Consider the following 12,612-nt stretch of genomic DNA (forward strand, 5'->3'; position numbering starts at 1 on the left):
GACGCCATGAACATCGCCATGATCCAGTGCGACAGCGTTCCCGGCGACGTGGCGGGCAATGCCGCCCTCATTCTGGAACAGGCGCGCAAGGCCCACGGGGCCGCGCTGTGCGTCACGCCGGAGCTGGCGCTGTGCGGCCCGCGCCCCGGAGAATACCTGCACGCCCGCGACTTCGCCAGCGGCTGCCGCGCGGCCCTGGACGACCTTGCCGCCGCCCTCGCGGACGGCCCGGCCCTGCTGCTGGGAGCGCCCGCGCCCAGCCTTTCCCGGCCGGGGGACTTCGCCAATGCGGCCATCCTGCTCCACAGGGGGCAGGTCCACGTGGTATCGCGCAAGGTGCGCCCCAATGTCCGGCGGCACGGCGTTCCGGGCGCCGAGGCCCTGCCCTGGGACGACGGCGTTGCCTGCGGCATCCTCTCGCTGGAGGGCTGGCGCTTCGGCGTCGTCGTCTGCGAGGATGCGGCCGTGCGCGCCGAGGCCTTCTGGCGGCAACCGCCGCCGGGCGCCCATGACCCGCTCGGAGACCTCACGCGCCGCGGCGTGGACGCCATCATCCACATGACGGCCGCGCCCTACCGCCCCGGCGCCCAGGAGGAAGCCGAACGCGTGCTTTCGCATGTGGCCGCGCGCGAGCATGTCCATCTGCTCTCCGTCAACCTGGTGGGCGGGGACGGGGGCATCGTCTACAGCGGCCAGAGCCTCGCCTTTGACCCGGCGGGCCGCATGCTGGCGCGGGGCGCGGCGTTCGCGTCCGACCTCGTTGTGGTGGATACCGCGGCCGATGCCCGGGAGCATGCCGCAACCGACGCGGACGGCCTGCCTGTCGACCGCGTCGCGCCCGCCTGCTCGGGGATCGAGGAAAGCCGCTGGCGCGCCCTTGTCCTGGGCACGCGGGACTATGCGCGCAAAAGCGGCGCGCAACGCGTGCTGCTCGGCCTTTCCGGCGGCATGGACTCCGCCCTTGTGGCCTGCGTGGCGGCCGAAGCCCTGGGTCCCGAAAACGTCACCGGCGTCCTCATGCCCTCGCCACATACCAGCCGGGCCTCGGTGGAGGATGCGGAACAGCTGGCGCGCAACCTGGGCATGGGGACCCTGACCGTGCCCATAGCGGGACTCATGGAGGCATTCACGGCCGCCCTCGCCCCCGGCCTGGAGCGATTTCCCGCAGGGCCGGGCGACGTGACCCTGGAGAATCTCCAGGCCCGCATCCGGGGCACCATCCTCGCCTCGCTCGCCAACCGGGCCGGGGCGCTCGTGCTCAATACGGGCAACAAGAGCGAGATCGCCATGGGTTACTGCACGCTCTATGGCGACGCCGTGGGCGCGCTCGCCGTCATCGGCGACATCACCAAGACCGAAGTGTACGCTCTGGGGCGCTGGCTCAATGCCTGGAAAGGGCGCGAACTCATCCCGGAGGCGGTCTTCATCAAGGCGCCGAGCGCGGAACTGCGCCCCGGACAGAAGGATACCGACTCCCTGCCGCCCTATGACCTGCTCGATCCGCTGCTGGAGCGCCTTCTGGCCGCATCCGGCTGCGCGGACGCCCTGCGGCCCGATGCGCTTTGCTGTGATGGGGAAACGCGGGAAGGACCGGCCCGCGACACGGGTCCGGACGGCGAGGACTGCTCGGGACTCTGCGCCGAAGTGCGCGGGCGCCTGTTCGCGGCGGAATTCAAGCGGCGCCAGTTGCCGCCCGCGCTCAGGGTGAGCCGCATCCCCTTCGGGCAGGGCGGTTGGCAGGTCCCGGCGGTGGGCCGGTACCGCATGCCCTGAGCGGGAGTGGCCGCGGCTCAGCGCCGCCGCTTGCGCACGGCCGCACAGGCGCTGAGGAAAAGCTGGTATTTGCGGCTCTCCACCCGCGCCCGGCACGAAAGTTCGTTGGGCGAACAGGTGGGGGCGGGCGTCTCCAGCGGCAGGGGAAGATAGCCGAGCGCCTCAAAGGCTCCTGCAAAACGCTCGCGACAGTCGGCGGGAATATAGCCGTCAAAGACCAGATCGTGCCCCCCGGCCTCGCGCACGGCAAGGGCGGCGTAGTCACGCCAGAGGTCACTCTCAAAAATGCGGCGCGTCAGTTGGTCCAGGCGCAGCCAGTCGGTCTGGCTCGCGGCCAGGGCGTGGAGCGACGGGGCAGCTGCCGCCGAGGCCCGCGCCAGCGCCCAGAGTCCGTCGCCGCTCACCACCCGCACCCCCGGAAACAGCCTGCGCGCTGCCGTGGACTTGCCCGACCCCGGCGCACCCATCAGCAAAACCGCAAAGGGGCGCGTCGGACGCACATGAACGACCTCGCGCCGCACCGGGTCTCCGATCTGGGACACGCCGGACCCCATGTGCTTCCAGGCATAGGGCGCGAGCATGGCGCTCACGCCGGCCCACGTGGGAAAACGGCGCGTGTCGATGCTGCGCCGCACGGAGACCCAGCCGCTGCCCGCGCTTCCGTCAGACCCGGTCTCCTGTCCGGCGTCCGCGCAAATTTCGGGGCTGGCGACGCCTATCTCCAGGATCAGGACACCGCCGGGCTGCAGCCGCGACATCATGGACGCCACCAGCGCCGGCTGATCCGCAGCGTAATGCAGGGCGGACGCGCACAGGATCACATCAAAACGCCTATCGGCTCCGAGAGGGGAAGCCGCGGCGTCCGCTCCGCCATCGCCGTCCGCGCGGGAGGGATCAAGGATGCCCCAGTCACACGCGAAAAAATCGCAGTAGGGGAAGCGTTCCCGCGCACGGGCCACGGCCTCGGGGTCCCTGTCGATGCCCACCACGCGCACGGCCGCGTCGAACGAGGCATAGCCGCAAAAAAAGCCCTCATTGCAGCCGACATCGAGAAAGGACAGTCCAGACAGCGGCGGCAGCGCAAGCGACGCGAGCTTCGCAAACGACGCGGAATCGCCCGGCTGGTCGGGAAAACTCTGGTAGGCCGCCATCGACGCCGGACCGCCGCTCAGTTTTCGCCCTGGCGCGAACGGCGCATGGCTACGGAGCCGGTGCGCGCAATCTCCTTGATGCCGAAGCGCTGGAGCAGGCTGAGGATGGCCTCGAGCTTTTCGTGATCGCCGGTGGCCTCGATGGTCATCTCGTTGTGGCTCACGTCCACCACCTTGCAGCGGAAGATCTCCACCGTACGCAGGATCTCGCCACGGGCCGGCCCTTCGGCCTGCACCTTGACGAACATCATCTCCCGCTCCACGGCCTGAAGCTCGGAAAAATCCACCACCTTGATGACCGAGACGATCTTGTGGAGCTGCTTCATGATCTGCTCAAGGATCATGCTGTCGCCATAGGTGGTGATGGTCATGTGGGAGGTGCCGTCCTCAAGGGCCGGGGCCACATTGAGCGAGTCGATATTGAAACCGCGCCCGCTGAACAGGCCCACCACGCGCGAAAGCACGCCCGGCTCGTTCTCCACGAGGACGGAAAGCACATGCCGCTGCATTGCGTTTCTCCTTACCTGCCTGAACCCCTTCCCCGCTCCGGCCCCGGGCCGAAGCGGGAGGATCATCCGCCAAAAAAACAGGAACTCCGCCGCATTCCCTGCGCCACGCGCGCCGTGCCGGCGCCGCGTCCGACGGGAAGCGTCCTTTCACATGACCATGAAAGGGATCCTACACCAGAAGCATCTCGTCCAGGGCCGCGCCCGCCGGAACGATGGGATAGACGTTCTCTTCCCGCTCCACGCGCACATCCACAAAGGCGGGATTGGGGGTGGAGAGGGCCTTTTCCAGCTCGGGGAGCAGGTCGCAGGCGCGTTCGATGCGGTAGCCCTCGGCGCCGTAGGCCTCTGCCAGGCGCACGAAGTCGGGCTGCGCCTCCATGTTGGTGGAGCTGTAGTTGCCGCTGTAGAACAGTTCCTGCCACTGGCGCACCATGCCCAGATGCTGATTGTTGAGGATGACCACCTTGACCGGCAGCCGGTTGGCGACGGCGGTGGCAAGCTCCTGAATATTCATCTGGAGGGAGCCGTCGCCCGCCACGGCGATGACCATCCTGTCCGGCAGGGCCAGCTGCGCGCCGATGGCGGCGGGAAAGCCGTAGCCCATGGTGCCGAGGCCGCCGCTGGTGAGCAGGGTGCGCGGCTTGGTGAAGGCATAATACTGGGCGGCCCACATCTGGTGCTGGCCCACCTCGGTGGCGATGATGGCGTCGCCCCGCGTGAGTTCGCGCAGGGCCTCGATGACCTGCTGCGGCTTGATGGCGCCGTCGGGTCCGGAGGGCTGGTAGGAAAGGGGCTTGCTCTTTTTCCAGCCGGTCACGTCCTTGAGCCACAGGGCATGCAGGGTGGCCCAGTCGGTATCGGCGTGTCTGGTGCGGCAGATGTCGAGGATGCCGGCCAGCGCCAGCTTGCAGTCGCCCACCACCGGGATGTCCACCTCCACATTCTTGCGGATGGAGGTGGGGTCGATGTCGATATGGACGATGCGCGCCTTGGGCGCGAACGCCGCGATCTTGCCGGTGACGCGGTCGTCGAAGCGCGCGCCCGCGCAGATGAGCAGATCCGCGTTGTTGATGGCGAGATTGGCGGCATAGGTGCCGTGCATGCCCACCATGCCGAGAAAAAGCTCGTCCGTGGCGGGAAAGCCGCCCAGCCCCATGAGCGTGGCCGTGACCGGGATGCGCAGCTCGCGCGCGAGCGCGGCCACTTCCTCCGCCGCATCGGCCATGACGACGCCGCCGCCGCAGATGAGCACGGGCCGCTGCGATTCCGCGATGACCTCGGCCGTGCGCCGGAGCTGGTTGAGATTGGGCTTGTAGGTCGGATTGTAGCTGCGCATGGAGATCTCGTCCGGCCAGAGGAACTCCGTGGTGGCCTGGACGACATCCTTGGGCAGGTCCACAAGGACCGGCCCGGGACGGCCCGAACGGGCGAGGTAGAACGCCTGGCGGATGGTGAGCGCCAGCTTTTTCACGTCCTTCACCAGAAAATTGTGCTTGGTGCAGGGCCGCGTGATGCCGACGATGTCCACCTCCTGGAAGGCGTCGTTGCCGATGAGCTGGGTGGGCACCTGCCCGGTGACGACCACCAGCGGGATGGAATCCGCGTAGGCCGTGGCGATGCCCGTAACGGTATTGGTGGCGCCCGGGCCGGAGGTCACGAGGCATGCCCCCACCTTGCCCGAGGCGCGGGCGTAGCCATCGGCCGCGTGGACGGCCCCCTGTTCATGGCGGGTGAGCACATGGCGGATCTCGGGGTGGCGGGGAAGTTCGTCATAGATGTCGATGACCGCGCCGCCGGGATAGCCGAACAGGATATCCACGCCCTCGCGTTTCAGGGATTCCAGGAGGATAAAGGCGCCGGTGCGTTCCATGAGCGAATGTCCTTTTGCTCTGGACAGAGCGTTTTCATGATGCCCGGTCGTCCGCCGGGCGGACGACCACCACAGCGCCGACGCGCAAGGATCGTGCGCGGGGCGGATGCGGGTCTTGAACTTCCGCGAACCGAAGCTCCCACGAGTGCGGCGCCTGACGGGACCGATGTCCCGAAGCCCGGAAACCGGGCGCGGACCCGGCACTGCCGCGTCGTCGGGAGAAGGCGCCTAGCGGCCTTCCTTCTTCAGGCGGTCAAGGATGTCCATGAGCTGGGTCTTGTTCTCCAGCTTCTGCTTCTTGAGCTGCTTGAGGGTCTGCTCCTCGGTGGGGGTACGGTAGCCCTTGCCCTCCAGCTTTTCCACCTGCTTTTCATACAGCACATGATCGTCCCACAGGGATTTCAGGTCGGGGTCCGTGGGGGCGTACTTTTCCAGAAGGTCGAGTTCATGCTGGTCCATGACGGCTCTCCAGGGTTAGAAGGTCGGCGCGAGGTCCGCTCGCGAAACAGGGGCGGCGGCCCGGCTCAGGGCAGGCCGGCGGCATACTGGGCCAGCGACCGCACCACGATGCGGTTGCACAGCTCAATGGCGAGCAGGACAATGATCGGGGAAAAGTCCAGCCCGCTCGAATAGGTGAAGGGCAGCCACTTGCGTACCCGGTAAAAGACCGGCTCCGTGAGCAGGCGCAAGGTCCGCACGATGGGGTTGTACGGGTCGGGGCGCACCCAGGTGATGACCGCCGCGATGATGACGATCCAGAAATAGAGGTTGAGCAGCGTGCCCAGCACCATGGCAACGGCGCTCAGGGTATTGGCAAGAACGATCATGCGCTCTCCGAAAGCGGTGTTTTCCGGCCGGCGCGGCGGGACCAGCGCCGAGGGTGTTCATGCGCGTCCAAGACCGAGGATGTCGGCCAGGGCCGGGAAATCCCGGGCGGTCACGTCTCCGGCGAGGCCGCCGAAACCGGCGAAGACCATGCCCGCGCCGCGCGCGGCCTCCCGGTCATTTTCGCTGTCGCCCACAAAAAGGGCCTGCCCCGGTTCCGCGCCCCAGGCCCTCAGGATGGCTTCCGCGCCCGCGGGCGACGGCTTGGGCCGGGCGCATGACACCGAGATTACCGGATCAAAATAGGGAGGAAGGGAAAAAAAGTCCAGAACCCTCTGGATGCCCTCGCCCGTGCGATTGGTGTCGATGGCAAGGCGCACGCCCCGCGCGTGCAGACGCTCGATGAACGGCACAAAGCCGGGCATGAGCCGCACCAGGGGCAGGATGTGGCGCGCGTAGTCCACCCTGGCGGCGGCGCGGCCGATCTCGCCGTGCAGCCGTGGGGGCACCATGCGGCGCAGGGCCTCGGCCGCGGTAGCCATGAAGGCGTAGCGCTCTTCCTCCCTGCCCATGGGCGGCAGGCCGAGCGCCGCCAGGACCCGGTCATAAAACGCCCGGTTGGCCTCGCGCGAGTCGATCATGACGCCGTCGCAGTCAAAGACAAGTCCCGCGAGGCCGTTGGGGAACAGGGCCGGGGCAATGCGCGGAAACATCAGGGGCGCCCCCACGTCAGCCAGACGCGCGCCTGGGGATCGCCCCAGGGACGCTCTCTCCCGAGCGCCCGCCAGAGCGGGGCCTCGGCCGCCACCAGACGCTCCGCGTCCTCCGGGCGGCAGCCGAGCCGCGCCCCCCATTCCGGCGCGGGCCGGAAATCCAGGGCGGCCAGCAGCTCCCCGCGCATGGGACCTTCCACGAAAAACGCCGTTCCGGCGGCCACGAACAGGGCCGCGCCGACGGCCGCCGGCCGCCACGGCGGCACGAGTCCGGGATGGAGCGGAAACGGCGCGTCTTCCGCCTCCGCGCCGGCGGAGACGCCGCAGGTCCCGTCGCCGAAGTCCGCCGCAAGCCTGTGCAGGCCCCTGGCGCACCCCGCCGCCAGTTCCGCCAGTTCCGCCAGCCGCTCTTCCTGAAGCCAGAGCCAGAGCAGAAGTTTCTGCGCCTGCTCGGCGGCCACGCGCGCGCTCCTGTCCGGCGCCGCGCGTCCCGGCGCCAGGGGGGCGTCAGGGTCCGCGGCGAAGGCCGCCAGATCGGCCAGTTCGCCCAGTTCCCGCGCCCGCCGCTCCTGTTGCGCCCTGTCGGCGGCGTCACGCGCGCCGGCGAGGTCGCGGGCGTCCAGCGCGCCAAAGGCCGCGAGGCAGGCCGCGGACTCGTCCGGCCCGAAAGGATACCCGTCCGGCATATGCCAGCCTTCGGGCACGGCGCCGCCAGGGGGCGTGTGCCCGGGCCAGAGCCGGAGCGCGCGCGGGACCGCGGGCATATGGGCCAACGCCCCGTCCAGCTCCGGCGGCAACGGCCCGCGCAAAAACGGGAGCCGGATGCAGACGGGCGCGGAAACGGCAAAAAACTCTGTGCTCGGAACAGGCATGGCGCTTCCTTGAAAATGTGGAAAGAATGAGGAAGATACCCGTGCGCGCGCCCGAGCGCAACGGGGAATTTGGACCTGCGCCCGCCGGAAGGAGATGCCGCACGCCGCCGCGCCCCGGCGTTTTTCGCGGCCGGGACAGGACACAGCCGCCCGCGCGGCCAAAGGCCGGGGGACGGAACGCGGGAGGAACGCCGCGGCGAAAGGTCGAGGACCCCGTGTTTACGGCCGGGCGATTTTGGCGTAGAGGTAAGCCCTGTCTCCACTCCCCGGTTCCGGGCGCCCCGACGCCCGCAGGGCTGCCCGTACGGGAGACCTGGCCCGGCAGGCCCCGCCACCGGAACCCGACGCAGCACAAGGAACATCCATGAACGATGAACGCAGCGGCCGCATGAAACACGGTCTGGAAAAGGCCCCCCACCGTTCCCTGCTCTACGCCCTCGGCCTGACCAGGGAAGAAATGGAACGCCCCTTTGTGGGCGTGGTCAATGCCGCGAGCGAAGTGGTGCCCGGGCACCTGCATCTGGACGCGCTCGCCCAGGCCGTCAAGGCCGGGGTGCGCCTGGCCGGGGGCACCCCGCTGGAATTTCCGGCCATCGCGGTCTGCGACGGCATCGCCATGAACCACGAAGGCATGCGCTTTTCCCTCCCCTCGCGGGAGTTCATCGCGGATTCCATCGAGATCATGGCCCGCGCGCACGCCTTTGACGCCCTGGTCTTCATCCCCAACTGCGACAAGTGCGTGCCCGGCATGCTCATGGCGATGCTCCGCCTCAACCTGCCGTCGGTGCTCATCTCGGGCGGTCCCATGCTGCCGGGCAATCTCGGCCCGGACAGGCGCGGCGACCTCATCACGGTCTTCGAGGCCGTGGGCAAGGTGCGCTCCGGGCAACTCGACGAGGCAGGCCTTGAACGCATGGCCGAACGCGCCTGCCCCGGCTGCGGCGCGTGCGCGGGCATGTTCACGGCCAATTCCATGAACTGCCTTGCCGAGACCATCGGCGTGGCCCTGCCCGGCAACGGGACCATCCCCGCGGTGGGGGCCGCGCGCGTGCGCCTGGCGAAAACCGCGGGCATGAAGGTCATGGAACTGCTGGAGAAAAATATCCGCCCGCGCGACATCGTCACCCCCGATGCGGTCGCCAATGCCGTGGCCGTGGACATGGCCCTCGGCTGTTCCACCAATACCGTCCTCCATCTCCCGGCGGTCTTCGGCGAGGCCGGGCTTGACATGGGGCTTGAGGTCTTCGACGAGGTGAGCCGCAAAAGCCCCAACCTCTGCAAGCTCTCCCCGGCGGGCAGGCATTTCATGGTGGATCTGGACAACGCGGGCGGCATCCCGGCCGTCATGAGCGAGCTGGACAAGCTCGGCCTCATCCACAAGAACTGCCTCACCGTCACGGGCAAGACCGTGGGCGAGAACCTGCGCGAACGGGATGCCCGCATCCTCGACCCGGACGTCATCCATCCCGTGGGGCAGGCCTATTCGCGGGAAGGCGGCATCGCCATCCTGCGCGGCAGCCTTGCGCCCGAGGGCGCGGTGGTCAAGCAGTCGGCCGTGGCGCCGGAAATGATGCGCCGGGAAGTGCGGGCGCGGGTCTTCGATTCCGAGGAGGACGCCATGCAGGCCATCCTCGGCGGCAAGATCAAGGCCGGGGACGCCGTGGTCATCCGCTACGAGGGGCCGCGCGGCGGCCCGGGCATGCGCGAGATGCTCTCGCCCACCGCGGCCATCACCGGCATGGGGCTTGGCAGGGACGTGGCCCTGCTCACGGACGGCCGCTTCTCCGGGGGCACCAACGGCGCGGCCATCGGCCACATCTCGCCCGAAGCCGCGGACGGCGGCGTCATCGCCCTGGTGCAGGAGGGGGATGTCATCAGCATCGACATCCCCGCCCGCAAGCTCGACCTGCTCGTGGACGAGGCGGAGCTGGAGCGGCGCCGCGCCCGGCTGCGCCACCCGGAAAAGGAGAATCCCTATCCCGTGCTGCGCCGCTACGCGCGGCTGGTGAGTTCGGCGGCCAACGGCGGCCGCTACAAGGAAATCTGAAGCCCGTCGTCCCCGGCGGCAAAGGGCCGACCATGCAGGAAAGCGTGCGCTACCCCGCGCCGGGTTGCATAGTGGAATATCTGGAGGGCAATGCCGTCCAGATCGCCATGGTCCTGGAAGAGGCGGGCGGCAAGCTGCGCCTCTTCCTGCCCAATCGCCGCGAGACGCGGCTGGCGGCGGGGCGCCTCCTGCCGTGGCTCGGCCCGGTCCATGACGGGACGCCGGGCAAGGACGAAATGGCGCGCCTGCTCGAGTCCCACAAGGCCCGGCGCGAGGCCGCGGCGGCGGCCGTGCCCGTGGACGAGCTTTGGGAACTGGCCCAGGGCGAGGTGCAGGCCGCCCCGGCCCGCTGGTTCGCGGAACTCAGGGAAAATGCCCCCGGCCCGGACGAGGTGGCCGCCTACGGCCGCGCCCTGCTCGCCTGCAAAAGCCGGTTCCGCTTCCAGCCGCCGGAATTTCAGGTCTATGACGCGGCAACCGTGGAACGCCGCCTGACCGAGCAGAAAGCCCGCCAGGAGCGCGAAGCCCTGGTGGCGGGCGGCGCGGCGTTTCTGCGCCTGCTCTGGGAGGTGGCCTGCGGGCGGCGGGAATTGCCGCCGCAGGGGGACGGTGCCTTCGCCGCCGAAGGGGTGCCGTGGCCCGCGCCGGAAACGGCCGCCCGGCTCAAGGCGCTCCTGCGCGCGCGCATGATCGACCCGGAATGCCAGGAGGACGACGCCCTGTGGCGGCTGCTCGCCAAGGGGCTGCCGGATGTGCCGCATCTGCCGCTCCAGCTGCTCGTGGCCTGGGGCGAGCTTGCGCCGCACCACAATTTCTGGCTGGACCGCGCGGGCTACGAGCCGGGGGACGCCTGGTGGCATCCCTTCCGCGACGAGGTCGCCCGTCTGGCGGCCCTCGGCCGGGGCGGACACGCCGACGCGGCCGGCCAGCCCCTCCCCTTCTGCGACCTGCCTTTCATCAGCATCGACAGCGCCACCACGCGCGACGTGGACGACGCCTTTTTCGTGGAGGAACTGCCGGACGGCGCCGGCTGGATGGTGACCGTGGCGCTCGCCTGCCCGGCCCTGGCCTGGCCCTTCGGCTCACCGCTGGACCGGGCCGTCCTGCGCCGCGCCACCAGCATCTACCTCCCCGAAGGCGACTGCCACATGCTGCCGGAACAGCTAGGCACTGACGCCTGGTCACTGCGCGCCGGGGAACCGCGGCCGGTTTTCTGCGTGCGCGTGGTCGTGGATGGCGACGGGGAACCCGGACCCTGCGAACTGTTCGCGGCAACGGCGCGCATCGCGGCCAACCTCGCCTATCCCGACGCCCAGGCCGTCCTCGACGCCACGGCGGAAGCACCGGCCAACCCCGCGGCCGCCCATGCCGCCCTGCTGCGCCCGGGCCTGGCCCTGGCCCGACGCCGCCAGGCCGCGCGCCTTCGCGCCGGGGCCGTGGTCATGGAACGGCCGGAGCCGCAGCTCGCCCTGGAGGGCGCGGGCCGGGAGGTCACGGTGCGCCTTTCCCTCGCGGAGCCGGCGCCCGATGCCCAGATGCTCGTTGCGGAACTCATGATCCTCGCCAGCGCGGCCCTTGCCGAATGGGGCGCGGCCCACGGCGTGCCCCTGCTCCACCGGACGCAGGACGTGGCCGTGCCGCGCGAATACGCGGGCATCTGGAGCGAGCCTCAGGATCTCGCCCGCGTCCTGCGCGCGCTCATCCCCTCCTCGCTGGAAGTGCAGGCCCGGCCGCACGCGGCCCTGGCGCTCCCGCGCTATGCGCCGGTGACGTCGCCGCTCAGGCGCTATCCCGATCTTGTCAACGAGGCCCAGACGCTGCACATGCTCGCCACGGGCAGCCCCCGCTGGGACGCGGCGGCCCTCGGCGCCCTGCTGGAACAGCTGTCCCCGGCGCTGGAAGCGGCCGGCCAGGTGCAGCGCTTCCGCCCGCGCTACTGGAAGCTCCTCCATTTCCGGCAACAGGGCGACAAGGTATGGTGGCCGGGCGTCATCACGGAAGAAAACGAGGCGTTCGCCACGGTGAGCCTGCCGGAGCAGGGCCTGTTCGTGCGCGGCAGGCGCAGGCTCTTCGATGAGCGCGCGGCGCCCGGCATGCGGGTACGCGTGCGCCTCGGCAAGGTGCAGCCGCTCTATAACGAGATCCAGATCCTTGAAGCCGTTCCCGCGGAACAGGAGCTTCCGGATCTTTCGTCCTGACCGGCGCGGCCCGCAAGGAGGATGCCCATGCTCGTCAAGTCCGTCCTGATCCTGTTCGCCTATCTGCTCGGTTCCGTGCCCTGGGGCGTGGTCATCGCCAGGACCTGTTGCGGCATCGACCCGCGCACGGACGGCAGCCGGAGCACCGGCGCCACCAATGTCTCGCGCCTGTGTGGCTTCGGCTACGGCGTGGCAACCCTGGCCTGCGACCTGCTCAAGGGCGCCGTGCCCGTATGGATCGCCCTGAAGATCGGCCCGGCGCCGCTCTTTGTCAGCCTGGTGGCCGTGGCCGCCGTTCTCGGGCATGTCTTTTCCTGCTTCATGCGCTTCAGGGGCGGCAAGGCCGTTGCCACGAGCATCGGCGTTTTCCTGCCGCTCGCCTTCTGGCCGCTGCTCGGCTCCTGCGCGCTGTGCATGCTCGTCATCTGGCGCAGCGGCTTTGTCTCGCTCGGCTCGCTCAGTCTGCTCGGCTCCCTGCCGGTCTTTCTCGCCATGGCGGGCGCCTGGCAGTGGCTGCCCCTGAGCCTGTGCCTCTGTGTCATCGTTTTCGTCAAGCACAGGGAAAACATCGCGCGTCTGCGCGCGGGCACGGAAAAGCCCTGGCTCAAGAGCAAAACCAAGGCCTGAAAACGCCCCCCGGCCCTCCCGGCGGCC

General features: G+C 69.5%; 11 protein-coding genes. 4 read left to right on the forward strand and 7 right to left on the reverse strand.

Annotation, left to right across the window (positions count from 1 at the left end; translation table 11 throughout):
* Positions 1 to 6 precede the first annotated feature (6 nt).
* Positions 7 to 1,773: an NAD(+) synthase gene (gene nadE / locus QZ294_RS08820; protein WP_297049098.1), complete on the forward strand. Its 1,767-nt coding sequence runs from the start codon at positions 7 to 9 to the stop codon at positions 1,771 to 1,773.
* Positions 1,774 to 1,790: 17 nt separating this feature from the next.
* Here nadE and QZ294_RS08825 read toward each other — a convergent pair whose 3' ends face one another.
* The 7 genes from QZ294_RS08825 to QZ294_RS08855 form a co-directional block, all read right to left on the reverse strand.
* A complete protein-coding gene (locus QZ294_RS08825) occupies positions 1,791 to 2,924 on the reverse strand; it encodes a methyltransferase (RefSeq protein ID WP_297049100.1) in 1,134 nt (377 codons plus the stop codon).
* 17 nt (positions 2,925 to 2,941) lie between these two features.
* The gene (ilvN, locus tag QZ294_RS08830) at positions 2,942 to 3,433 is read right to left on the reverse strand and encodes an acetolactate synthase small subunit (RefSeq protein ID WP_297049103.1); all 492 of its coding nucleotides are present in this window, start codon (positions 3,431 to 3,433) and stop codon (positions 2,942 to 2,944) included.
* A gap of 169 nt (positions 3,434 to 3,602) precedes the next feature.
* Complete coding sequence (gene ilvB, locus QZ294_RS08835) at positions 3,603 to 5,303, reverse strand: biosynthetic-type acetolactate synthase large subunit (protein ID WP_297049105.1); 1,701 nt, start codon at positions 5,301 to 5,303, stop codon at positions 3,603 to 3,605.
* A 228-nt stretch (positions 5,304 to 5,531) separates the two neighbouring features.
* Positions 5,532 to 5,762 carry a DUF465 domain-containing protein gene (locus QZ294_RS08840; RefSeq protein ID WP_297049107.1) on the reverse strand — a complete coding sequence of 77 codons (231 nt, stop codon included), beginning with the start codon at positions 5,760 to 5,762 and terminating at the stop codon, positions 5,532 to 5,534.
* A 65-nt stretch (positions 5,763 to 5,827) separates the two neighbouring features.
* Complete coding sequence (locus QZ294_RS08845; protein WP_297049108.1) at positions 5,828 to 6,130, reverse strand: YggT family protein; 303 nt, start codon at positions 6,128 to 6,130, stop codon at positions 5,828 to 5,830.
* A 57-nt stretch (positions 6,131 to 6,187) separates the two neighbouring features.
* Positions 6,188 to 6,841, reverse strand: a complete 654-nt coding sequence (locus QZ294_RS08850; RefSeq protein WP_297049110.1) for an HAD family hydrolase — start codon at positions 6,839 to 6,841, stop codon at positions 6,188 to 6,190.
* On the reverse strand, positions 6,841 to 7,713 hold the full coding sequence (locus tag QZ294_RS08855; RefSeq protein ID WP_297049112.1) for a hypothetical protein: 873 nt from the start codon (positions 7,711 to 7,713) through the stop codon (positions 6,841 to 6,843). The genes QZ294_RS08850 and QZ294_RS08855 overlap by 1 nt, the downstream gene beginning before the upstream one ends.
* 364 nt (positions 7,714 to 8,077) lie before the next feature.
* Here QZ294_RS08855 and ilvD point away from each other — a divergent pair, with 364 nt between their 5' ends.
* From ilvD to plsY, 3 genes are read left to right on the forward strand one after another with little or no spacing between them, the layout of a single operon-like run.
* Positions 8,078 to 9,760 (forward strand): dihydroxy-acid dehydratase, encoded by a 1,683-nt coding sequence (gene ilvD, locus QZ294_RS08860; RefSeq protein ID WP_297049114.1) that lies wholly within the window; start codon positions 8,078 to 8,080, stop codon positions 9,758 to 9,760.
* Positions 9,761 to 9,792: 32 nt separating this feature from the next.
* Positions 9,793 to 11,958 carry a ribonuclease catalytic domain-containing protein gene (locus QZ294_RS08865; protein ID WP_297049117.1) on the forward strand — a complete coding sequence of 722 codons (2,166 nt, stop codon included), beginning with the start codon at positions 9,793 to 9,795 and terminating at the stop codon, positions 11,956 to 11,958.
* Positions 11,959 to 11,985: 27 nt separating this feature from the next.
* Positions 11,986 to 12,585: a glycerol-3-phosphate 1-O-acyltransferase PlsY gene (plsY, locus tag QZ294_RS08870; protein ID WP_297049119.1), complete on the forward strand. Its 600-nt coding sequence runs from the start codon at positions 11,986 to 11,988 to the stop codon at positions 12,583 to 12,585.
* The last annotated feature ends 27 nt before the right edge of the window (positions 12,586 to 12,612 follow it).

It is taken from the genome of uncultured Desulfovibrio sp., assembly GCF_910584445.1.
In the GTDB taxonomy this organism is placed as follows: domain Bacteria; phylum Desulfobacterota; class Desulfovibrionia; order Desulfovibrionales; family Desulfovibrionaceae; genus Desulfovibrio.

What these genes read in the sequence shown, in the direction of transcription:
- ilvB (WP_297049105.1), bottom strand. Translation starts at nt 5,303, where the DNA reads ATGGAACGCACCGGCGCCTTTATCCTCCTGGAATCCCTGAAACGCGAG.
- QZ294_RS08850 (WP_297049110.1), bottom strand. Translation starts at nt 6,841, where the DNA reads ATGTTTCCGCGCATTGCCCCGGCCCTGTTCCCCAACGGCCTCGCGGGA.
- nadE (WP_297049098.1), top strand. Translation starts at nt 7, where the DNA reads ATGAACATCGCCATGATCCAGTGCGACAGCGTTCCCGGCGACGTGGCG.
- QZ294_RS08865 (WP_297049117.1), top strand. Translation starts at nt 9,793, where the DNA reads ATGCAGGAAAGCGTGCGCTACCCCGCGCCGGGTTGCATAGTGGAATAT.
- plsY (WP_297049119.1), top strand. Translation starts at nt 11,986, where the DNA reads ATGCTCGTCAAGTCCGTCCTGATCCTGTTCGCCTATCTGCTCGGTTCC.
- QZ294_RS08855 (WP_297049112.1), bottom strand. Translation starts at nt 7,713, where the DNA reads ATGCCTGTTCCGAGCACAGAGTTTTTTGCCGTTTCCGCGCCCGTCTGC.
- ilvD (WP_297049114.1), top strand. Translation starts at nt 8,078, where the DNA reads ATGAACGATGAACGCAGCGGCCGCATGAAACACGGTCTGGAAAAGGCC.
- ilvN (WP_297049103.1), bottom strand. Translation starts at nt 3,433, where the DNA reads ATGCAGCGGCATGTGCTTTCCGTCCTCGTGGAGAACGAGCCGGGCGTG.
- QZ294_RS08840 (WP_297049107.1), bottom strand. Translation starts at nt 5,762, where the DNA reads ATGGACCAGCATGAACTCGACCTTCTGGAAAAGTACGCCCCCACGGAC.
- QZ294_RS08825 (WP_297049100.1), bottom strand. Translation starts at nt 2,924, where the DNA reads ATGGCGGCCTACCAGAGTTTTCCCGACCAGCCGGGCGATTCCGCGTCG.
- QZ294_RS08845 (WP_297049108.1), bottom strand. Translation starts at nt 6,130, where the DNA reads ATGATCGTTCTTGCCAATACCCTGAGCGCCGTTGCCATGGTGCTGGGC.